The sequence below is a fragment of the Streptomyces griseus genome (assembly GCF_900460065.1).
Lineage (GTDB): Bacteria > Actinomycetota > Actinomycetes > Streptomycetales > Streptomycetaceae > Streptomyces > Streptomyces griseus.
The window spans coordinates 157603-177738 of the sequence record NZ_UAVD01000052.1 but is presented as its reverse complement, the minus strand read 5'-3'; the positions used below and the strand labels follow the sequence as shown (position 1 = coordinate 177738).

Annotated in this window: 19 protein-coding genes and 1 pseudogene; 9 read left to right on the top strand and 11 right to left on the bottom strand. The window is 69.4% G+C overall.

What is annotated here, in order from left to right; all coding sequences use genetic code 11:
* Positions 1–619 precede the first annotated feature (619 nt).
* The 3 genes from DTB53_RS32875 to DTB53_RS32865 all read left to right on the top strand — a co-directional run bounded on the left by DTB53_RS32875 (position 620) and on the right by DTB53_RS32865 (position 3299).
* Positions 620–1609, top strand: coding sequence for a helix-turn-helix domain-containing protein (locus tag DTB53_RS32875; protein WP_106431662.1), 990 nt, complete (start codon positions 620–622; stop codon positions 1607–1609).
* A 356-nt stretch (positions 1610–1965) separates the two neighbouring features.
* Positions 1966–2769 carry a phytanoyl-CoA dioxygenase family protein gene (locus tag DTB53_RS32870; protein WP_012377585.1) on the top strand — a complete coding sequence of 268 codons (804 nt, stop codon included), beginning with the start codon at positions 1966–1968 and terminating at the stop codon, positions 2767–2769.
* Positions 2766–3299 carry a DUF6309 family protein gene (locus DTB53_RS32865; protein ID WP_003964046.1) on the top strand — a complete coding sequence of 178 codons (534 nt, stop codon included), beginning with the start codon at positions 2766–2768 and terminating at the stop codon, positions 3297–3299. Before DTB53_RS32870 ends, DTB53_RS32865 begins: the two co-directional genes overlap by 4 nt.
* Here DTB53_RS32865 and DTB53_RS32860 read toward each other — a convergent pair.
* On the bottom strand, positions 3296–4045 hold the full coding sequence (locus tag DTB53_RS32860; protein WP_003964045.1) for an SDR family oxidoreductase: 750 nt from the start codon (positions 4043–4045) through the stop codon (positions 3296–3298). The genes DTB53_RS32865 and DTB53_RS32860 overlap by 4 nt on opposite strands.
* Positions 4046–4120: 75 nt before the next feature.
* Between DTB53_RS32860 and DTB53_RS32855 the strand changes: the two genes are divergently transcribed.
* Positions 4121–5455, top strand: coding sequence for an aspartate aminotransferase family protein (locus tag DTB53_RS32855; protein ID WP_012377584.1), 1335 nt, complete (start codon positions 4121–4123; stop codon positions 5453–5455).
* 1216 nt (positions 5456–6671) lie between these two features.
* On the opposite strand, the gene DTB53_RS32850 is transcribed toward DTB53_RS32855, so the two are convergent.
* Positions 6672–6992: an STAS domain-containing protein gene (locus tag DTB53_RS32850; RefSeq protein ID WP_042495298.1), complete on the bottom strand. Its 321-nt coding sequence runs from the start codon at positions 6990–6992 to the stop codon at positions 6672–6674.
* A 655-nt stretch (positions 6993–7647) separates the two neighbouring features.
* Complete coding sequence (locus DTB53_RS32845; protein ID WP_042495288.1) at positions 7648–8220, bottom strand: GNAT family N-acetyltransferase; 573 nt, start codon at positions 8218–8220, stop codon at positions 7648–7650.
* 551 nt (positions 8221–8771) lie between these two features.
* Between DTB53_RS32845 and DTB53_RS32840 the strand changes: the two genes are divergently transcribed.
* From DTB53_RS32840 to DTB53_RS32830, 3 genes are read left to right on the top strand one after another with little or no spacing between them, the layout of a single operon-like run.
* Complete coding sequence (locus DTB53_RS32840) at positions 8772–9188, top strand: phage holin family protein (RefSeq protein WP_012377579.1); 417 nt, start codon at positions 8772–8774, stop codon at positions 9186–9188.
* The gene (locus tag DTB53_RS32835) at positions 9185–9640 is read left to right on the top strand and encodes a DUF3618 domain-containing protein (protein ID WP_012377578.1); all 456 of its coding nucleotides are present in this window, start codon (positions 9185–9187) and stop codon (positions 9638–9640) included. The genes DTB53_RS32840 and DTB53_RS32835 overlap by 4 nt, the downstream gene beginning before the upstream one ends.
* Positions 9637–9903 carry a DUF4235 domain-containing protein gene (locus tag DTB53_RS32830; protein WP_003964039.1) on the top strand — a complete coding sequence of 89 codons (267 nt, stop codon included), beginning with the start codon at positions 9637–9639 and terminating at the stop codon, positions 9901–9903. Before DTB53_RS32835 ends, DTB53_RS32830 begins: the two co-directional genes overlap by 4 nt.
* A 275-nt stretch (positions 9904–10178) precedes the next feature.
* On the opposite strand, the pseudogene DTB53_RS38065 reads toward DTB53_RS32830, so the two are convergent.
* Both DTB53_RS38065 and DTB53_RS32820 read right to left on the bottom strand, forming a co-directional pair.
* A pseudogene (locus DTB53_RS38065) lies at positions 10179–10463 on the bottom strand (transposase family protein); the annotation flags it as partial.
* Positions 10464–10469: 6 nt separating this feature from the next.
* Positions 10470–11117 (bottom strand): nitroreductase family protein, encoded by a 648-nt coding sequence (locus DTB53_RS32820; protein ID WP_012377576.1) that lies wholly within the window; start codon positions 11115–11117, stop codon positions 10470–10472.
* Between the two features lie 365 nt (positions 11118–11482).
* On the opposite strand from DTB53_RS32820, the gene DTB53_RS32815 reads away from it, so the two are divergent.
* Together DTB53_RS32815 and DTB53_RS32810 are read left to right on the top strand one after the other, a co-directional pair.
* The gene (locus tag DTB53_RS32815) at positions 11483–11935 is read left to right on the top strand and encodes a MarR family winged helix-turn-helix transcriptional regulator (RefSeq protein ID WP_042495286.1); all 453 of its coding nucleotides are present in this window, start codon (positions 11483–11485) and stop codon (positions 11933–11935) included.
* A gap of 589 nt (positions 11936–12524) precedes the next feature.
* Positions 12525–14270: an eCIS core domain-containing protein gene (locus DTB53_RS32810; RefSeq protein ID WP_012377574.1), complete on the top strand. Its 1746-nt coding sequence runs from the start codon at positions 12525–12527 to the stop codon at positions 14268–14270.
* 409 nt (positions 14271–14679) lie between these two features.
* Here DTB53_RS32810 and DTB53_RS32805 read toward each other — a convergent pair whose 3' ends face one another.
* The 6 genes from DTB53_RS32805 to rsgA all read right to left on the bottom strand — a co-directional run bounded on the left by DTB53_RS32805 (position 14680) and on the right by rsgA (position 19777).
* Positions 14680–14886, bottom strand: coding sequence for a hypothetical protein (locus DTB53_RS32805; protein ID WP_003964034.1), 207 nt, complete (start codon positions 14884–14886; stop codon positions 14680–14682).
* A gap of 443 nt (positions 14887–15329) precedes the next feature.
* Positions 15330–15917, bottom strand: coding sequence for a TetR/AcrR family transcriptional regulator (locus DTB53_RS32800; protein WP_003964033.1), 588 nt, complete (start codon positions 15915–15917; stop codon positions 15330–15332).
* 5 nt (positions 15918–15922) lie between these two features.
* Complete coding sequence (locus DTB53_RS32795) at positions 15923–16738, bottom strand: ABC transporter permease (RefSeq protein ID WP_012377572.1); 816 nt, start codon at positions 16736–16738, stop codon at positions 15923–15925.
* Complete coding sequence (locus DTB53_RS32790) at positions 16735–17697, bottom strand: ABC transporter ATP-binding protein (protein WP_012377571.1); 963 nt, start codon at positions 17695–17697, stop codon at positions 16735–16737. The genes DTB53_RS32795 and DTB53_RS32790 overlap by 4 nt, the downstream gene beginning before the upstream one ends.
* 260 nt (positions 17698–17957) lie before the next feature.
* A complete protein-coding gene (locus DTB53_RS32785) occupies positions 17958–18704 on the bottom strand; it encodes an SAM-dependent methyltransferase (RefSeq protein ID WP_042495282.1) in 747 nt (248 codons plus the stop codon).
* Between the two features lie 17 nt (positions 18705–18721).
* Positions 18722–19777 (bottom strand): ribosome small subunit-dependent GTPase A, encoded by a 1056-nt coding sequence (gene rsgA / locus DTB53_RS32780; RefSeq protein ID WP_012377568.1) that lies wholly within the window; start codon positions 19775–19777, stop codon positions 18722–18724.
* Positions 19778–20136 lie beyond the last annotated feature (359 nt).

Here is a 20136-nt window from a genome sequence, read left to right as displayed (position 1 = left end):
CGTGCTGCGTCCTCGTGTTCCGTCCGACGCGGCGGAGCTGCCGCTGTGCAGAGCGCTCCCGGCCTCCTGCCACGGCGGCAGTTTCCCGGGTGCGACTGGTCGGGCCGCAGAGGCCGCGTACTGGGTAAGGCCGACCTCGATGACGCGCTCCCCGGGGAGCTGCCCGCTGGGCGCGGTGGGGTCTTGGAGCCGAGGTATTCGCCGCGGATGGTTTCCCCGTTCCCGGCCCAGTGGACTGCACACCGCTCCTCGGAGTCCTTGTCACTTTGCGTGCCGCTGAGGCAGTCCCGGGTGGTCACGAGTCCATGGGGCCGGTGACGGCGGTGGGTACTCGTGCCTGCTTCGCCTGAGCTTGGGGCGGGTCAACAGGAGACAGAGGACTTCACGGGCGTCGGCGCGCCGGGCGGGGTCGTGGGCCAGGACCGCGACGGCGGTGGCCAGGAGTGGACCAAGTACGCCAAGCACGACGCCGGCGAGCGGCACAATGAGCAACATCATGAGGGCGGCTTTCCGGTAGGAACGGGATAACGCCACTCATTGAGGCAGCCCTGAAGCGTTCGGTGGGGTGCGCCGAAGGACGGCGAACGACGCCGAACAGCGATGGGGGCAGGAGGTGGCGGTGGACCCGGTCGAAGAGTTTGCCGCTTGGCTGCGTCACCTGCACCGGGAAGCGAAGAAGCCCAGCTACACCGAGATCGTCCGCCGGATCCGGATGACCGACCCGACTGCGAGTGTGGTCGTCAGCACGATCTCCGAGACCCTCAACGGCAAACGCCTCCCGCGCTGGACGACGGTGGAACCGATCGCCCGGGTCCTGGGCGGGCCCACCGCGGCAGAGGAATGTTTGCGCCGCTGGAAGCAGGCCGACGCTGCCCGCACCCCAACCGCCACGCAGAGCGACACGGCACCGATCCCTGACAGTATCGCCCCCGGCCTGGAAACTGAGGGTGCTGCCGCCGGGTCAGTGGCGAGCCACTCCTCCTTCGCTCCGGGCAGAAGCGGAGAGGCAGCCGATCCGGATCAGGGGGCGCGCGAAGGGGAGGCGCCGGTTCACGCTCCACGTGGGAGACAGTCTCCGGTGCGGATGGTGAGTGCGGCCAGTGCCCTGGCCGTGGCTGTGGCGGCCTGGGCAGCCGTAACCGTCATCGACGACCGGAACCAGGCACCCGCCGGAGGCCCGACAGCCGTCACGCCCACCGCACTGGACCCCCGTCCCACCGGCGGAACATCGGGAGCGGTAGCGGACGCCCCGGAAGCCGCCGCGCAGCCTCAGTTCAAGCCCGGCACCTACGAAACAGAGCTGACCGTCAACGAGGGATCCTGGGCGTCGCCAGACGGCAACATCCGTATCCGCGTGCCCGGCGCATCCACCAGCGATGGCCCAACGATCTTCGTCACCACACCCTCGGTCTCCTGCCCGCAGACCACGGTGGCGATCGGCGACGCACTCATCGTGCCGGAAGTATCGGGAAGCTCATGGACCCGCATCACCACCGTGAAGGTATGGGCAGAGGACACCCCGAACGGCGAAGCCTTCGACATGTACGTCCAGCTCCAGGTCGACCAAGGCACGGGCCGCGCGCCGCAAGGGCAAGGATGCGCTTCCTGAAGCGCGATTCGTCCGGCGTGCCCGCGCCCTGCCCGAAACGTACGAGGACACCTTTCCACCGCCTTCGCAGGCAGGGTGGTGCGGGACGTGGCTGGAGGCCCGGGGGAGTGCCTCGCTGATCGGGCGTTCCCGGACGGCGTGGCCGGTCTGCTCGGGCGCACTCCCTTCGTGATTCTGTGGCCCCCTTCGGGCAGGGACAGCGCTGCCGGCGGGGGACATGTGTTCCGGCCACCCATCGGTCATCTGGCCAATGTGAGGCGTCAACGCGTGCAACCCAGGTGAGAGGGACAGAAACGTTCCGCGTACGAACAGTGGATTCCTGACGGCTTCTCTGCTCACAGACGGGGGTATCTCGAATGAGCGGTTGCACGGACTTCGACACGCGGGTGAAGGACTTCCCTGAACTCGGATTCCTCGTCCTGCCGGGATTCCTCCCCGCCTCCCTGGTCGATCGTCTCGTACCCGAAGTGGACCGCTGGGTGGACACCGGCCTCAGACAGTTGTCCATCGATGCCTGCTCCCTTGCGGAGGACGCCGCTCCGCCGAAATTCGAACTACAGATGGCGGCTCACGGGGACCTCGCTGTCTACGCTCCGCTCCTGGAGCTCCTGCGGGACGAGAACCTGCTGGGGCCCTCTTTCGTCTTCCATCACCTGCACAGCGACCGCCGGCCGCCCGGCGGAGCCGGCAAGAGCTGGCACCACGACTACGAACAGCACCCCCAGCAGGACCGAGCCCTTCCGATGATCCACGCGCTGCACTACCTCGGAGGCCTCCGGCCCGGCATGGGGTCGCTGGCCGTGCTGCCCGGATCCCACCACCAGATCGCCGAGAAGGACGAGCGGAGCGCTCTGGGCACCGACTGGCAGCCTGGGGAGGAGACCATCGACGACCTGCCCCGCGGCTCCACCGTGCTCCTGCACTCGGCGATCTTCCACACCCGCAGAGCCGCACGAGGCCCGGTCGAAGCAGCCCCCCGGTACATGGTCGACGCCTCGTACTGCACAACAGGGGCGCCGTGGCCGCCTGTCAAGCCGTACTGGCGGTCCGTGCTTGCCGTGGGACGCACGCTGGAGCCGGCCAGGGCGCAGTGGCCCGAACTCTTCGCCGAACGGCACTTCAGTCCGTACGTCCCCCGCACCCAACGGCCGTCGGCGTGAAGATTCTGGAAGCCGTCAGCTACGACGTGCTCATGAGCCGCTTCACCAGGGAACATCCCTACGACCCCTGCGACGAGGCCAACTCGAACGACGAGGCCGCCGCGCACATCCGTGACGCGCATCGCGTCCTCTGCGGGCGCTGGCACCGGGTTCTACTGGAGGGACCCGAGGTACTCGATGTCGTGCTGCCGTGGCACCTGGGCGAAGGCGGCGACGTCGAACTGATCCCGCCGACCGGCCTCACGGTGGCCGCCGCGGCGATCCGTCTCACCGCGCTCGACGCCACGTACACGCGGACCAATCCGCTCTGCGCGCTCAAGCTGACGCGCCAGACCCACGCCCCGGCCCGGCCGTTGTATCTGAGCACCCGGGCAATGCCGACCCGGGACTACGCGGCGCTGACCGTCCGGGAAGGTCTGGTCCATCTCGACGGCCTGCACCGGATGCTGGCTTGGCACCGCAGCGGCATGCTGGCCCCGGGCCGCTGGGTCGAGGCCTACCTCGCGGGACTGCCCGACGCACCGGGCTAGCCGCGTCCGACCAAGGGCATGGAACTGGGCATGAGGAGGACGGACTGCATGTTCACCCCCGCCGGTAGCGCGGCCATGGCGCGGACGGTCTCGACGACATGGCGCATGTCCATCGTCGGCTCGACCCGGAAGGAGCCGTCCGCCTGGCGTACCTCGGGCTGCGGCCGATCCTGCGGTGTGACATTGCCGATGTCGATCTGGCCACAGGAGATGTCGTAGCGGCGGCCGTCCAGCGAGAGCGAGCGGGTCAGCCCGGCCACAGCGTGCTTGGCCGCGGTGAAAGCGATCGAGTCGGGGCGTGGCGCCTGGGCGGACGGTGCTCCGTTGTTGATGATCCTGCCGCCCCGCGGCGACTGGAGCATCATCATGCGGAAAGCGGCCTGGGAGCAGAGGAAGGTGCCAGTGGCGATGGAGTCCATCACTCTGTGCCAGTCCGCAGCACTCACCTCCTCCGTGGGCGTGTACGGCATGGTGTCGGCGGCGTTGTTGAACAGCAGATCGAGTCGGCCGAACCGGTCGGCCACCTCGGCGAACAAGGCGTCGACCTCGACGGGTTGGGTGATGTCCGCCCGCACCGCCACGACCCGCTCGCGGTCGGCGGCAGGTGCGAGCCGGGCCGTCTCCGCCAGCGCCGCAGCACGCCGCCCGGTCAGCACGACCGTCCAGCCGTCGGCGAGCAGACCCAGCGAACAGGCTCTCCCCACCCCGCTGCCCGCCCCGGTGACCACAGCAGTCCGTACATCCATGAAGTGCACTTCCTCTCCACGTGGGCCAGCTCTCCGAGCGTGTCCCTGCGCCTCCCCGACCAAACAGGAGCAGCAATGAATGGCTTCATCCCGGCACTGGGCGGCACCGACGGCAGCCGCTCCTGGTTCGAGCGAGCACAGCACTCGCTGGCCGGCGGGATCAGCTCGTCCTCCCGGCTCACCTCCACCGGACCGCACCCGTACCCCCTCTACATGGCGAGCGGTTCAGGGGCCCGGATCACAGACGTCGACGGCAACGAGTACATCGACTACCTCATCTCGTACGGCAGTGCCGTACTCGGACACGCCTCGCCGCTGCTGACCGAAGCGCTCACCCAGGTACTGCACTCGGGGACGATGTTCGGCACGTGCAATGTCCCCGAGGTGGAACTGGCGGAGCTCATCTGCCAGATGGTGCCCTGCGCCGAACTCGTGCGGTTCGCGAACTCGGGCAGCGAGGCGGTGCAGGGAGCGGTACGGGCGGCGCGCGGTTACACCGGGCGTTCCGCGATCCTCAAATTCGAGGGCCACTACCACGGCTGGAGTGACACCCTGGCCATCTCCAACCGGCCCTCCGCAGCCCAGGCCGGCCCTTACGCGACACCGCATCCTGTCCCACACTCACCCGGCATCCCAACAGGCGTCATCGACGACGTGGTGGTCTGTCCGTGGAACGATCCCACGGCGCTGCGGGACGTCCTGGACGGCCACCCGAACCTGGCCGCCGTGATCTGCGAGCCGATCGTCGCCAACAACGCCTGCACGATGCCCGACCCGGACTACCTGGATCTTCTCCGCGAGGAATGCACAGCACGCGACCTGGTGCTGATCTTCGACGAGGTGTGCACCGGGTTCCGCACAGGACCAGGTGGAGCCCAGAACCTGTTCGGCGTCCTGCCGGACATCGCGGTCTTCTCCAAGGCGCTCGGCGGCGGGTTGCCGATCGCTGCTTTCGCCGGCCGCCGTGCCGTGATGGAACCGCTGGCCCGCGGCGAGGTCAAGCACGGCGGGACTTACAACGCCTCCCCGCTGTGCGCGACAGCCGCACTCGTCACGCTCCGGCAGTTGAACGACACCACTGTCACCAAGCGCATCGACGAAGCCGGACAGCGCCTGATGGAGACGGTCCGCCGGGCCGCGCACGACAACCGGGTGCCCTGCGCGGTTCAAGGCGTCGGTGCGATGTTCCAGGTGGTCTTCTCCTCAGACGGCGCTCCCACCCGAGGCTACCGCGACCTGCTCAGCGCGGACTCGGGCCGGTACGACGCCTTCCGGCACGAACTCCTCAAACGTGGCGTGCACTCCAACGCCTACGCCATGGCCTGCTGGTTCGTTCCCGCAGTCGTGTCCGAGGACGACCTGTCAGCCACCTGCCAGGCCGTGGAAGGGGCATTCGCAGCCCTGAGATGACGACGCACAGACCTTCGCCGGCCGGAGGAAAGCCAGCTCGATGACATCCAGGGGAGGCGGCGCCAGTTCCTCTGGACGGAGCAGCGCCACGCCGACTCTCCCCAGGGTGGCGCGACTGCTTCTCCGGGTGCAAGGCGCTGTGGCCGATCATGGCGGAGCGTGCCAGGGCCGAGTTGGCCGACGCTGTTCAGGCCTGTCGGGTGTGCCGCGCGCAAGCCGTGCGGTACAGGACCCTGATCGACCGGGCCCGGTTCTGGGCCTTTGCGACGCTGGTGGCGGGGCCGGTCGGGAGGTGGTTCACCGAGCCCCGCGGTACTGCTTCGGCCAGCGGGCGCAGTTTGCTGGCCGCCGGGCAGGGAGCGGCCAGCGCTCAGTTCGGTGGTCGTGCCGTCGCTCACGACTCGGCCCCCTGGTATCGGTGGCGGCCCTTGCCACCGGCACCAGGCCCCGGAGTGGCGAGCACACAGCCCATCCGGTGTGTGACTGCTCCCGTGCGAAATCCAGGGTGCGTGACGGACTCTGCCGAGTGGTGAGAGTGGCTACGGGACTCAGGGCGCCATGCTGCCCCCGGACTGTTCGCAGCCGAAGACCCCCACGACCGTCACCCTGCCCGGGCGATCCGGATCTGCGACGGACCCGAGGAGCCCGCATTCCCAGATGGTGCCGGAGGCGACATCCTTGATGCTTCCAACACCCTCATAGCCGGCCGGGCCACCACTGGTACTCTCCCCGGCCACACGGTTGATGTCATCCACCAGGACGCCTGGCACGTATACACGGGGTTCTGCTCGGCGGCCCCGCGGGGCAGGCGGCAGTTCGACGACAGGGCCTAGAACGAAATCTCGATTCGAGCATTCTCGGCACGCCTCATCCGGCAATCACCCCGTCGTGGGCACTGTTCGAACCTCTCGGCCAGCTTTCTTCAGGGGCTTTGCGGCGGTGGTCCCCGCCGACGCCCGGCCCCCACCGATGCGGTGGGGGCCGTTCTTGCCCCGGCGGTCGGAACCGCGTCCGTCTGGATGGCGCCCCGCTCGTCCGTGCCACGCTGCCCGGCCTTTCCCCAGGAGCTCGGGAGACCGGGGTCATGAGAGCGCGCCGCCGGGATGTCGCCCTGTTCCTTCAACCCGTCGGCGCGTGGGCCGCGTGCGGCGGTTGCACCGGCGAGGAGTGGTGGCCGGACCGACCGTTCGACCACGCCGAGGCCGGCTGCCCGGTGTCAGCCGTGGTGGGCGGCGTCGACGGTGCTGTGTATCCGTAGGACCTGGTCGGCTCCCACCAGGGTGAAGAGGCGCTGGACCGTGGGGGAGAGGGCGGCGATGCGGAGGTCGGTGCGGTCGTGGGTGGTGAGGATGAGTCTCAGGAACATCGAGTCCGCGAACGTGATGCGGCTCGCGTCCAGGACCAGTCCGCCGTAGCCGGTTATGGCCGCATTGATCTGTGCTTCCAGAGGAGGCAGGGCGTCGATGTCGAACTCGCCCTCGGGCGCGATGACCGGCAGCGGTTCGGTGCTGGGGCGGTTGGGCTGAGGTGTCGTCATCGCGTGATTATCCCCAAGGCTTCTGTGAGGAGACCGGCCGGGGCCGAACACGGACGGGTGGGCCGCCATACCCGCCCGGAGTACTTCCGCGACACGGCGTCCCTCACACCCTCGGGCCGGTTCGGTGGGGTTGGTCGCGTTGACGAACTGCCCCGGATCCAGGAGCCAAGTGCGCTGCAAATCCCGGTCCGCCGCGCGGTGGGCGAGGTGCGCGAACGAGGGGACTAACAGGCCCTGGACGAGATGTCCGGTTGAGGTCGCCCGCCCCCTCCGCCATCCGGCCTGCGTGTCTGGCCCTTGGTCGAGCGGACCTGTGTCGGCGAACGCCGGGCCGTCGGAACGATCAGGGCGACCGCCGGGCCGGCCGGAACGATCCAGCCCGGCCCTGGACGTGGACCGAAAGATCACCGGGCACTCGGTCCTCGGCGCCTCACAGCGCTGCTACGGCATGCATGGCCACTTCGGGGCATACCGGTGGGACATATCGACCCAAGCCGTGGTCGCTACGAAGTTCCGCGCGATGCCCGTGGGCATGATGCGGAAGTCCGCCTGCCTCGTGACGACACGGGCAGCAGTGCATGGGCGGACCCCCACTCAGCGCCGGACACCTTTTGACGACGTGTCGCCTGACCGGAGTCCGCTGCTCAATATCTTTCTATGACCTGACGTGGCGGCTGGCCGTCGGGTGCCACTCGCGCCGGAGGAGGCCGAAGACCCAGGAGTCGGAGACGTCGCCGTTGACGACGCAGTCCTCGCGGAGGGTGCCTTCACGGACGAAGCCGAGCTTCTCCAGGACTCGGGCGGACGCCGTGTTGCGGGTGTCGGTCTCGGCCTGGACGCGGTTCAGGTCCAGAGTGTCGAACGCCCACCGCAGGACGGCGTCCGCGCTCTCTGTGGCGTAGCCGTGTCCCCACACGTCGGCATCGAAGACGTAGCCCAGGGAGGCGCTGCGGAAGTCCGGATTCCAACTGGTCAGCCCGCACCAGCCGATAAACGAACCGTCGGAGGCGCGTTCCACGGCAACTCGCGCTCCCGAGCCTTCTTCCTCGATCCTCCGGCAGGTCGCGAGGAAGCGCTGGGAGCGAGCCGGATCGGTCCACGGTGGGGAGTCCCAGTACCGCAGCACGTGGGGGTCGCTCTGCAGAGCGTAGAGCGGCGCCGCATCGGCGTCGGTGAACGCCCGCAGGCGCAGGCGCGGCGTGTGGAGCTCGGGAGTGGGCAGCGTCATACGAAGCATCCTGCCTTGCCGTGCCCGCACCCGACCAGCCGTTTTCGTCCGGCCGGCCGGGGCACGAACGTCGGCCGTGACGCCGGACGCGCCGGATGGGGGAGTCCGAAGCACCTTGGTGCCGCGACGAGTAGACGGCGGCCGTACTGGTACTGGCGCGCCCTCGGGAACCGACCAGTCCTCGGGAACCGACCAGTCCAGTCCTGCGCCGGACCATCACAGGTTCGGCTGCATTCGGTGGGGTGCCCAGGCAGCACAGCGGGATGCCGGATCTGCTCCGGGACGGCCTTCGGACGGTGTAGCGGTTCGGCTACCAGGTACTGGCGCCCCGAGTAGGAGAGCCGTACGTGACGCAGAGCCCCGCGACCTTGGAGCCTGGAGCGGTGGGGAGCGCTGCCGCATGGAGAAGCGAGCCCATCTCGTCGGGGGACGGGTACGAACGCGACTGGCGGGTAGCCGGGCGACAGCCGCACAGATTCGGACTCAGAGGTTCCGTGCGGCGGTCCGCTTTCACGTGCCGATTCCGATAGGGAAAGCCAGGTGACCTCAACATGAGTACAGCAGGACGGCAAACTCCCAGTACCAGCGAGGAGCCGGTGGGGGTTCTCGTCTCGCGTGCCTCGCAGCAGATCTCGGAACTGGTCCGCGAGGAAATGCTGCTGGCACGTTCGGAGATGACGGAGAAGGGCAAGCGATTCGGTAAGGGCGGTGGCCTGTTCGGTGCTGCGGGGATCGTCGGCATCCTCGCGGCTCAGGCCCTTGTGGCGACCTGCATAGCCGCGCTCGCACTGGCCCTGCCCCTGTGGGCGGCAGCTCTCATCGTCACGGTTGTGCTGGCCGCAGTGGCCGGTATGGCCGCCCTTGCAGGGAAGAAACAGGTCGCCCGGGCCGGAACCCCCGCGCCGGAGCAGACCATCAACAGCGTCAAGGCCGATGTGGCCGAGGTCAAGGAGAGGGTCCACCGATGAACGACGAGTCGCGGAACAAGATGGGTACGCCCACTCCCGAGGAAGTGCGCGAGCAGGTCGAGCGGACGCGCGACGAACTCGGTCAGACCGTCGAAGCACTGGCGGGCAAGGCCGACGTCAAGGCACAGGCCGCGGAGAAGACCGCGGCGGTGAAGGAGCAGGCCGCAGCGGCCACTGCCCAGATCCGGGAGAAGACCATGCATGCCGCGGAGACCGTCAAGAACAGGACGCCGGACGTCGTGCAGGAGAAGACGGCACAGGCAGCTACGCAGGTGCGAGAGAGCGCGGCCCAGGCCGGACAGTTCGTGATGGACCGTACCCCCGAACCACTTCTGGAGAAGGCGGACCGGGCCGGGAGGGCCGCCCGGGCCAACCGCACCCCGCTTCTCGCGGGCGGTGCGCTGCTGATCGCCTTCCTGCTGATACGCCGCGGTCGGGGGCGCAACAAGTGAAAGCGTCCAAGGTCGCCTACAAACCGATGGGGTTCGTCCTCGGCGCACTCAGCGGCATGATCGCGAGCGCCGTGTTCAAACAGACCTGGAAGGTCGTCGAAGGCGAGGGCGATGCTCCCGACGCTCTCGACGAGGACCGTCCGTGGCGGCAGATCCTGCTCGCCGCCGCCATCCAGGGGGCGATCTTCGCCGTGGTCAAGGCTACCGTCGAGCGCTCGGGAGCGCAGGCGACCCGGCGCGTCACGGGCACCTGGCCGGCGTGACCTGCGGCGGTGTCGGCCCTCTACCGGCCGACACCGCCGCAGCTGCGACACGTCACCCTCATACCGGCCGGTTGCCGTGACGCTCGGGACCGCCCGAGCCTGTTCTCGAACCTCGTGACGCTCATGGTGATCCTGTGCGTGATGGACGGAGTGCTGGAGGTTCCCGGAGCGGTCAGGTGACTGCCTTGCTGGGGATGCAGCCTGACCCGTTGTCCCGGCGGAGGTGAGCGGCAGTGCTTTTGCCGAGGAATGGCCCAGGGGCACGTGAAAGCCGATTCGTTGACGTCCCCGCCCGTGATCGTGAACGTGAGGGGTCGGCCCTGCCCGTCGCAGGAGAGATGGATTTTCGTGCTCGGCCCGCCGCGGCACCGGCCGAGTGCCTCGCCGGTCCAGAGCCCCCGTTTCGAGCCCCGGCCGCGCGCTGGTGGGCCCGCACGATCGTCGAGTCGACGCACACGATTGACCGGTCGACCTCCCCGAGCCCGTCGGAGTGCTGCTGGACGCGGGCCAGGATCCGGTCCCACGTTCCGTCCGGCGACCAGCCGGCGGAACCGTTCGTGTCTGCGCTACCACTGCTCCCAGTGCAGGACCTGCTCCCGAGGAACTCGGCGGGCCGGCTTGAAGTCGGTACCGATGGTGAAGGCCAACGGGATGAACGCGGTGAGCATCACCTCGTCGTAGGGCACCTCGAGTGCGTCCGCGAGTTCCTTTTCCAGCGGGCCCTGTGCCGTGGTCCACACGGTGCCCAACCCCCGGGCGCGCGCGGCGAGCATGAAGCTCCACACGGCCGGGAGGATGGACCCCCAGGTCATGGACTGGTCGAGCACGGAGGCGCCTTCCGTGCGGCCTTCGATGGCCGGGATGACGAAGGCGGGTACACGGTGGATGTTGTCGTGCAGGTGCCGCAGCCCGTCCGAGATCCGTTCCATGGTGCCGGGGTGGGCGAACATGCGGGGCAGGTCCCGCTCGGTCGGAGGCTGCCCACCTCCGGTGGTCAGCGCGCGGCGGAAGATGTCCCCCACGAGGCGGCGCCGGTCGGGGTCGGTGACGACGATGAAGTGCCAGCGTTGGCGGTTGCGCCCCGTCGGTGCCTGTGTGGCCAGATCGACGCACTCTTCGATCAGGGATCGTGGCACCGGGCGCTCGAGGTCGAGGCGTTTGCGTACTGCGCGGGTGGTGCTCAGCAGTTGGTCGGGGGTCAGGTCCAGGGGCATGAGGAGCCTCCTTTGGTGGTGGTGGTGTGGGCGAGGCTCAGGAAGAGGCCTGAGCCTCGGTGCCCGACGCGGGCCCGCAGGACGGTGGACGCGAGGGGGGGCGTCGTGCAGCGAGGGATAGCTGGGCACGAGCAAATCGATTCGGTGGCTGACGACTCGGGGCCCGCCCGACTCACGTGACGAACTGCGGCCGTCCACCCGCTTGCGGCTGTCGGAATCGGAATGGTCCATGCGCGACCTCCACCAGAGCGCCAATGATCTGCCAGCAGATGGTTGGCGAGCATACGATTCCAATCGTTTGTCGTCAAACGATCTGGAGTCAGATGATTACTGGTACGGTGGCGGGGCCAGGAGGGAGCCACCACATGCCGTCCACAACCACGAACCACACGAGCGCCGCCTACTTTCCCCGGCTCGCTGCCGAGCGTTTGGACATCGCCCTGTGCCGAGCCTCAGCCGCGGTCGCCCGGGCCGCGGACGCCAGGGCCGGTGCGCTCGGGCTCGGCGTCGGCCAGCACCTGGTGCTGAAGATGCTCGCCGAAGTCGGTCCCAGCTCGCAGCGCGTCCTGAGCGACGAACTGCGCATCGATCGCAGCGTGATGGTCGGCATCTGCGACAGTCTCGAACAGGCAGGCCACGTACGCCGCGAACGAGATGCCGCAGACCGGCGCGCATACGCCGTCACCATCACCGACCCCGGTCGACAACTCCTCGCCCAGGCCGAAGAGGCCGTGCCGGAATTCCTTGACGGAACCTTCCAGGCCCTCAGCCCGGCGGAGCGCAGACAGCTCTCCGGCATCCTCGGCAAACTGCTCTGAAGCATCGGAACCTCGGCGGTGCTTCCGCAATGCGAGGCGAGATGGCCGTCAGGGCTCTACAGGAGAACCTCATAGAGCACCCGATCCGGTGCTGGTGCGCCGACACGGGGCCGAGCGCTTGCCGGCGTCGCTGTCGGGGGTGCTGTTCTCGTGAAACGGCGGCGCCCCTTGAAGGCGTGTACAGCGGAGACAAGGCGGGCACCGCAGCTTTCTGATGCGTGATGAACTCATATGCCGTTCACCGCGAGGCATGCCAGATCCCTGTGCCACCCCCTTGGGAGGGTGGCCTCAGGAGCAGCGCAGAACCCCATCGATCGGGCGTGGCCCATCGAAGCCGCCGGACTCGGTCTCGCTGACGAACCTGGCGAAACCGCGCCCGACCCGACGGCGGCCGACTTCTTCCAGAGCGACGCGCGCCGCCGGCACCTGCAGCTGCGGCACCCCCGCGAGGTGCCCCGGACCCGGGCACTCCTCTTACCCCGACCCGCTGCCCGCCCGGACGTTCGACGCTGCCCTCACGGCCCTTCACCCGGCCCCGTCGCATCCGGTAGGCAGGGGTACAGCTGTTTCACCTGCGGAAAGAGACCCCATGCGCGCTCAAGGCAACGCCGGACGACCGGAGTCCGAGAGGACCGACCGGACGCCCGGCCGCACTCCGGCGACCGTACCGGCCGGCGCGGACGGAGCACAGCCAGCGGGCCTGCAACCTCTCCAGGGCAGCGTGGGCAACGCAGCCGTCGTCCAGATGCTCCGCCGCGCGGGCCACACCGGCGTGCAGACAGCCGAGCAGGAGCGGCACCAGCACGGTCCGGACTGCGACCACCAACAAGCGGAGACCCCCGCGGTGCAGCGCGCTGCCGCGCCGCAGGTGCAGCGGCGCTCCGCCGTGCACGACGTGCTCCGCACCGGGGGGCGCCCGCTCGACGACTCGACCCGCACCGACATGGAGTCCCGGCTCGGCGCGGACTTCTCCGACGTACGCATCCACAACGACAGGGCCGCCAAGGCATCCGCCGCGGAGGTCGGCGCCCGCGCCTACACCTCGGGCAGCCATATCGTCATCGGTGACGGCGGCGCCGACAAGCACACCCTCGCCCACGAGCTGACCCACGTCATCCAGCAGCGCCAGGGCCCCGTCGCGGGCACCGACAACGGGTCGGGGCTTAAGGTCTCCGACCCCTCCGACCGGTTCGAACGCGAGGCGGAGGCCAACGCCAGCCGCGTCATGTCCTCGGCGGCCCCCGTTCTCCAGAGGAGGCCTGCCGACGCGCCGGGCCGCGCCGCCGCGGCACCCGTCGTGCAGCGCATGCCGAAGGCGAAGAAGGCGTCCCCGGAGGCCCGCGCGAACAAGGAATTCGCGCGCGCCGTCAAGTCGCAGTTCGAGGCCAAGGGGTGGATCGCCGATGGAAGCCCGGAGGTCTGGGCCCGGATGACGCTCCACAAGATCGGCGGGATGGACGCGCAGCAGGCCGCCGCTTTCAAGTCCAGCAACGCCGCCTACAAGGCGAGCCCGGACAACACCATGGGCCCGCGGTCCTACGCCGGCGAGCCCGACAAGCAGGCGATGCGCTGGGTATCCACCGTGGTGAAGAACTACCTCACGGAGAAGGGCGAGAATCCGATTGAGATCCAGGCGGCGATCCACGGAGAAAAGCTGTACATAGCCGGGAACACCACGGCGGCCAACAGCTTGCTCGCCTCCGAGCTGGGGGGCCTGAGCGGCAGCGCGTTCCTGAAGAAGGTACTCAAGGAGTACCCGGCCGACTCGGACGACCTCCTGCGCGGGGACGCCGAGGGCAGGCTCGCGCGTCACTCCGACAAGACGGACAAGCGCATCGCCAACGACAGCGCCGATGAGGCGGTCACCGAGAAGTACGCCAACGTCATCACTGCGCTCGCCGAGCCGGTGACGGTGGCCTCCGGCGGCGACGAGGGCTACCACGCCGAGCGCCGGATCGTCGACCACCTCACCGGCGACGAGCCGGAGAAGGTCATCCCGGACAGCCTGGCAGGGACCAAGCGCCCCTGTGTCTCCTGCTACGCGAACCTGTTCATCGGCACGGAGGCGCGGCCCGGCCCTCTGTGGATCTCCGGGGCCGCCAACATCGGCATGGCCGGCTACTCGGCGAAGAACGCCACACGGTTCGTCTCCCGTGTGGACGATGCGATCGGCAACACGTACGCCACTCTCCAGTGGGAGTGCGACGCGGACCACGAGATCACCATCGCCACCACGGGCGGCTCACCGAAGACGACGATCGACTACGGGACGGACTCGGACAGTGACACCGACGGCAACCGCCGCCGCCTGACCGAGGCGATGGAGACGGAGTAGCGGCGAGCCAGCGGTAGCGCCTGCACCCCTGCGTGGCGGGGCCGAGCACCGGCACCGCCACGCCGTCCACCGTGCTCATCAGCTGGCCCGAGTGCAGGATCACCCCCGGCGGCCACGGGCCGGGGCCGGTTCCCGATGGACTTCGCGCCGGTCGGGATCGCGGCTGCAGGGCTGCTTGATGATGCCCCGAATCCAGTCGCCTTCGGGAAGGGGGGCGGCGCTCATACGGGTCGCCCCCGTACGGAGGGTGCTTGGGCGGCCGGCGCGGTGCCCGTTATGGACGGCGGGGCCGCTTGCGAGGCCATGGCGACGACCGTGCGGCCGAAGTGCTTCCCGCCGGAGAACTCTGCGTCGGTGGCAAACGCCGCCGTCGGAAACCAAGTTGTCCGACGCCGCGGTGTGACCGGGTTCAGAGGCCGAGTCCGACTCCGCCGTTGCTGCTGCCGGGGTCGTTGCCGTCGCCGTCGAAGAACGCGCCGACGAGCAGGGGAACGGCGCTGAAGGTAAGAGCCATGGATGCGAGAAGCCACAGGGTGCCCCAGGTCAGCCAGGCGATGATTCCGGCCGCGGCCAGGAGGGCTGCGGCGATGAGAAGCATTCTGGTCCGGTCGCTCATGGTGTACCCCCGGCGTGGCGGATCGTGGTGTTCAGTGACGTGCCCGAGGAGGGGCTACAGAACACCGGAGTCCGGGGGCGTCCGGGGTCAGCGGGGCTCGCTTGTTCGTGCTCCTTGCCGCGCGGCCCGGCCGGCGCGTGGTTGAGGTTGGTCGTCGGGGGACGTACGCCCCGCCGCTGGATCGGGTTCGGGTTTCCCACCGGGTAGCGAGTGGCGTCGCCAGGTAGATGGGACAGCAGCACAGAGGAGGCGTTATCGGTGGCCCGGTGGTGGGGTTGGTCGGGCCGACCTGGTTCGGGTGGTGGACCCGCATACCGAGCCGCCGGCCGTCACTGGGTCACCGGTCGGGCGACGACCGTACTTCGCCCGGGCGACCTCAGATCTCCAAGCACCCGTAAGTTCGAAGAGGGCTTGGCCGGGCGCTTGAGAGCTGGGCGTTCAGGTCAGGGGGTGCCTGGGCCGGCTCCTCGCAGGAAGAGGTCGACGACATCCCGGGCCAGGCGGTCGGCGGAGGACGCAGTGCGGTCGTCCTGTGTGGGGTGGACGGTGGCGGCGAGTTCCATGAAGGCGGTGGCGAGGAATCCCGGGTCGGCCTGCCGCAGCTCGCCCGTGGCCACCGCCTCGGCCATGAGGTCGGTGACGGGCTCGATGAGGCCGCGCACGTAGGCGTGGGAGATTGCGGCGCGCTGGTCGTCTTCGAGGTGGCGGGTGGCGTAGTAGATCTGGTTGCTGAGCGCGGAATTGTAGGTGCCCTGGGCGTAGGAGGCGGCGAGGGCGAGGAGCTTGTCGCGCAGGGTGCCGGGGGTGGCGAGCGCGTTCTGGAGGAGGGCGGAGGCCTCCTTGGTGTAGTGGTCGGCGACCTCCATGAACAGGGAGGGCTTTCCGCCGGGGAAGTGGTGGTAGAGGCTGGCCTTCTTCACGTCGACGGCTTTGGCGATGTCGTCGAGGGAGACTCCGAGGTAGCCGTAGTCGGCGAGCCGGCGGGCGAATTCGTCGCGGGCACGGACGCGGGTGTCGCTCTGGCGGGGCATGGTGGTCAGACTCCTGTACGGGTACGGCGGGTCAGGGCGAGGTGGGCCGCTGCGGCGCCCGTCACCAGGATGGCGAGAGCGACGAGAGCGCCCGGCAGCAGGTTCTGCTCGTTCCAGGGTGCGGTGAGCAGGCCGCGCATGGCCTCCAGCGGCGGGGTGAGCGGGTTGACGTCGGCAGCGTGGGCCATCCAGCCGCCGAGCTGGTCACGCGGGACGAACGTGGCGGTGAAGAAGGAGAGCGGGAAGAAGACGAGGGTCACGGAGCCGACTGCCGAGCTGTTCCCGGTGTGGAGGCCCACCGCGCCGGCCAGCAACAGGAAGCCCGTACCCAGCAGGACGGTGGCACTGATGATCGCCAGGATAGCGGGGGCCCCGGTGACGGGGTCCAGGCCGAGCAGCAGGCCGAGTCCGGTGAGCGCTGCGGCCTGAGCGGCGAGGACGACGACGCCTGCCATGACGGGTGCGGCGAGAAGGGCCCAGCGGCCGACCGGGGTGAGCCAGAGCCGGGCGTGATAGCCCGAGCCGATGTCGTTCACGAACAGCTGACCCGCGGTGGCGCCGCCGGTGAAGGCGGTGGTGAGCAGGCACAGTGGCAGAACCACGTCGATGTAGCGACCGCCGGGAGTGGCTGCGGCCGTGACCGACGACAGCTGCCCCTCGTAGATGATCATGAAGAACGCGCTGGTGAGCAGCGGGGAGAGCAGCAGGGACGGCGTACGGAGGCAGGACTTGAGCGAGCGGGCGGTCAGAGGCCCGAGGGCTGCCCACGACTTCGGTGCTGCGGGCGGGCCTGCAGTGTCGGCGGTGGTGACCGTGCTCATGCGGCGGCGCCTTCCGGGGTGAGGGCCAGGCGGAGAAAGACGTCTTCCAGGCTGGGTTCGTCGACGGTCAGGGACTCGGCGTGCAGGCCGGCTGAGGCCAGGGTGAGCAGCGTCTCTCCATCGGCCCCGGGGCGGGCGAGCCGGATACTCACCGCGTGTGGAGCGGTTTCGGCCGTGTGGAGCTGTTCTCCCTTGGCGGCGAGTAGTTCCCGGGCCTGGTCGGCGGCGGAGGCATCGCGGAATCGCAGGGTGAGGAAACGGTCGCCGACTTCGTCCTTGAGGGCGTGCGGGGCGGCGGAGGCGATGAGGCGTCCGGCACGGAGGATGCCGACGCGGTCGCAGAGCTGGTCGGCCTCCTCCAGGTGCTGGGTGGTCAGCAGGACGGTGACGCCGTGGTTGGCCGCCAGTGTGCGGATCTCGTCCCACAGGTCCCGGCGGCTGGCCGGGTCGAGTCCCGTGGTGGGTTCGTCGAGGAAGAGGACGTCCGGGCGCTGGACCAGAGCGACGGCGAGGTCGACGCGGCGGCGCTGGCCCCCGCTGAGCCTGCCGACGGGGGTGTCCGCGAAGTCCCGCGCGTCGAAGGCGGTGAGGAGTTCGGTGCAGCGTGCCCGTGCCTGCCGGGGGGTGAGCGACTGGAGCCGTCCTTGCAGGCGCAGCAGTTCGCGGGCGGACATCAGAGGGTCGAGGGCGGTGCCCTGGAGAACGACTCCGGCGCGGCGGCGGACCGTTCCAGGGTCACGGGCGACGTCGGCTCCGGCGACCTGTGCGGTGCCCCGGGAGGGGCGGAGCATGGTGGTGAGCATCCGGACGGTGGTGCTCTTGCCCGAGCCGTTGGGGCCGAGCAGGCCGTAGACCTCTCCGGCGTTCACTTCCAGGTCGAGCCGGTGGACCGCGGTGTGGTCGGCGAAGTCCCGGCCGAGCCCGATGGTACGGATGGATGGGGTGGCGGCGTTGTCCATCCCTGAAACCTACCTATCGATAGGTAGGTTTGCAAACGTCGGCCACCGGCACTCCGGGCGGCAGATGGATCCGCGACGCTGCGCCGCGTCGCTCTGACGGCCCTGCCCCGAGCTGCCCCGGCCGGGAAGGAAGGTCAGGGCCTGCGTGGAGGCGGAGGATGTCCTCTCGCCCTTGCCATCGGCTTGATCGCTGTGGGGGTGAGGTGTCCCGAGTGGGGCCCGGAGGATGTGACGCCCGGACCCCACTCGGGGCGGGAGTGTCAGCGCTTCATGAGAGCGAAGACCCCCCAGCTGAGGTACTCACGCCCGTAACGGGCGTAGTGGGCGGGCTCGGTGGTGAGTTCTTCCCGTACTTCGGAGGCGAGCTCGTCGTCCGGGTTCTCGTCGAGCCAGCGGCGCATGCTGAGCCACTGGGCCGCGGCGTAACGGTCCCAGCTGTTCTGGTCGGCCAGCATCATTTCCACGACGTCGTACCCGAGTTCCCGGAACTGCCCGATCAGTTCCGGGAGAAGCAGGAAGTCGGCGATGGAGGTGGCGTGGCATGCCGTGGCCGTCTCCTCGTCCGGAGGGGTCTGCCGCCAGAAAGGTTCGCCGATGAGCATCATTCCTCCCGGGCGGAGGCTGCGCTGGAGCAGCTCGGTTGTTCCGGCGACACCGTCGCCGATCCAGGTGGCGCCCACGCAGGCGGCCAGATCGACCGGCTGGTCGGTGACGTGGCCGGCCGCGTCACCGTGGAGGAAATCGACCCGGTCGGCGACGCCGAGTTCGGCGGCGCGTGCCTGGGCCTGCTCGGTGAAGATCGTGCTGATGTCGACGCCGGAGCCCGTGAAACCCAGGTCGCGGGCCCAGGTGCACAGCATCTCGCCCGAGCCGCTGGCCAGGTCGAGCACGCGGGTCCCGGCGGGGAGGCGGAGGGATTCGCCCAGGGCGGCGAACTTGTCCGCGGTCAGAGGGTTGTGGATGCGGTGGTTGCTCTCACGGATGGTGAAGATGCGCGGAAGGTCCATGACCGTGTTCCTTTCCGTCATGCCTTGAAGTGGGGGGACTGCTTGAGGGCGCGCACCTGGCGCGAGATCTGCTTCATCGGCCGTTCCAGCTCGGCACGCAGCCGCGCGTCGGTGCGGGCGGCTGCGTAGGTGTTCTCGCGTTGCAGCCGGTGGTAGCTGTCGAGACGCCGCTGGGTGAGACGGCCGTCCTCGACGGCGGCCAGCACGGCGCAGCCGGGCTCGGTGGTGTGGGCGCAGTCAGCGAAGCGGCAATCGCGGGCCAGCTCAGTGATCTCTGCGAAGGTGTGCTCCAGGCCGTCGTCGGCGTCGTGCAGCCCGACGCCGCGCAGACCCGGGGTGTCCAGGAGGACTCCGCCGTGGGGCAGCGGCACCAGTTCGCGCCATGCGGTGGTGTGCCTGCCCTTGCCGTCGCTGCCGCGTACCTCGCCAGTGGCCAGGAGATCCTCGCCGAGCAGGCGGTTGCCGAGAGTGGACTTGCCGGCGCCGGAGGGGCCGAGCAGGACCACGGTGCCCGACAGGACGGCGGTCAGGATGTCCAGGCCCTCGCCGGTGGTGGCGCTGGTGACCAGCACCTCCACGCCCGGTGCCGCCTCGGCCACCTCGGATGCCGCGGAGGCGGGGTCGGTGGACCGGTCGGCTTTGGTGAGCACGATCACGGGTGTGGCGCCGCTCTCCCACGCCAGGGCGAGCGTCCGCTCGATCCGCCCGAGCTTGAGCGGGTCGGCGAGGGAGACGGCCACCGCCACGGTGTCGACGTTGGAGGCCAGCACCTGGGCATGAGAGGTGCGCGAGGAGGTGGAGCGGACCACGGCCGTCCTACGCTCCAGCACCTCCACCACGGTGGCGGAGGTCGCCGGACCGGCCGGCCGGACGGACACCCAGTCGCCGGTGCACGGCGTCAGCCGGTCACCGGTACCCGAGGAGGGGAGGACCATCGCGCGGACGGGGCCGGTCTCGGCGACGACGTCGCACAGACCGCGCTCGGCCCGCACTGCACGGCCCGGGACCAGCCCCTCGTCCCTCGACGGACCGAAGGACCGCTCACGCTCCGCGTCCCAGCCGTAGTCGGCCAAGGTCGGGACGCGCGAAGCACGGGAGAGAGCGGAGGGAAGTGAAGCGTGTGGGTTAAACAATGAAGAGACCCTTGAAAGGGGGCCTCGCCGGACGTCAGACGTGCCGGAACCACTCCCGTACAAGGGAGGCCGGCAGGGGAAAGGTCAGGCCGAGACCCGAGAGATGCGAACGAGTCGGGCACCGCACACAGCGGTGGTCACCACGACCGTCATCGCGCATCTCCTCCGATCTCCAAGAGTGGCCTGGTCGCCACTTCAGCGGAAACCGTAGCATCTTCTGCGCGCCACTGCGTCTGCCCCGGGCAACGCCGAACGCTCCCTTCACCAGCGCTTCAGCCTCGGGGCAGACGCCGCCGGCC

What these genes read in the sequence shown, in the direction of transcription:
- DTB53_RS32815 (WP_042495286.1), top strand. Translation starts at nt 11,483, where the DNA reads ATGCCGTCCACAACCACGAACCACACGAGCGCCGCCTACTTTCCCCGG.
- DTB53_RS32860 (WP_003964045.1), bottom strand. Translation starts at nt 4,045, where the DNA reads ATGGATGTACGGACTGCTGTGGTCACCGGGGCGGGCAGCGGGGTGGGG.
- DTB53_RS32790 (WP_012377571.1), bottom strand. Translation starts at nt 17,697, where the DNA reads ATGGACAACGCCGCCACCCCATCCATCCGTACCATCGGGCTCGGCCGG.
- DTB53_RS32845 (WP_042495288.1), bottom strand. Translation starts at nt 8,220, where the DNA reads ATGACGCTGCCCACTCCCGAGCTCCACACGCCGCGCCTGCGCCTGCGG.
- DTB53_RS32850 (WP_042495298.1), bottom strand. Translation starts at nt 6,992, where the DNA reads ATGACGACACCTCAGCCCAACCGCCCCAGCACCGAACCGCTGCCGGTC.
- DTB53_RS32795 (WP_012377572.1), bottom strand. Translation starts at nt 16,738, where the DNA reads ATGAGCACGGTCACCACCGCCGACACTGCAGGCCCGCCCGCAGCACCG.
- DTB53_RS32820 (WP_012377576.1), bottom strand. Translation starts at nt 11,117, where the DNA reads ATGCCCCTGGACCTGACCCCCGACCAACTGCTGAGCACCACCCGCGCA.
- DTB53_RS32800 (WP_003964033.1), bottom strand. Translation starts at nt 15,917, where the DNA reads ATGCCCCGCCAGAGCGACACCCGCGTCCGTGCCCGCGACGAATTCGCC.
- DTB53_RS32810 (WP_012377574.1), top strand. Translation starts at nt 12,525, where the DNA reads ATGCGCGCTCAAGGCAACGCCGGACGACCGGAGTCCGAGAGGACCGAC.
- DTB53_RS32805 (WP_003964034.1), bottom strand. Translation starts at nt 14,886, where the DNA reads ATGAGCGACCGGACCAGAATGCTTCTCATCGCCGCAGCCCTCCTGGCC.
- DTB53_RS32870 (WP_012377585.1), top strand. Translation starts at nt 1,966, where the DNA reads ATGAGCGGTTGCACGGACTTCGACACGCGGGTGAAGGACTTCCCTGAA.
- DTB53_RS32840 (WP_012377579.1), top strand. Translation starts at nt 8,772, where the DNA reads ATGAGTACAGCAGGACGGCAAACTCCCAGTACCAGCGAGGAGCCGGTG.
- DTB53_RS32785 (WP_042495282.1), bottom strand. Translation starts at nt 18,704, where the DNA reads ATGGACCTTCCGCGCATCTTCACCATCCGTGAGAGCAACCACCGCATC.
- DTB53_RS32855 (WP_012377584.1), top strand. Translation starts at nt 4,121, where the DNA reads ATGAATGGCTTCATCCCGGCACTGGGCGGCACCGACGGCAGCCGCTCC.
- DTB53_RS32835 (WP_012377578.1), top strand. Translation starts at nt 9,185, where the DNA reads ATGAACGACGAGTCGCGGAACAAGATGGGTACGCCCACTCCCGAGGAA.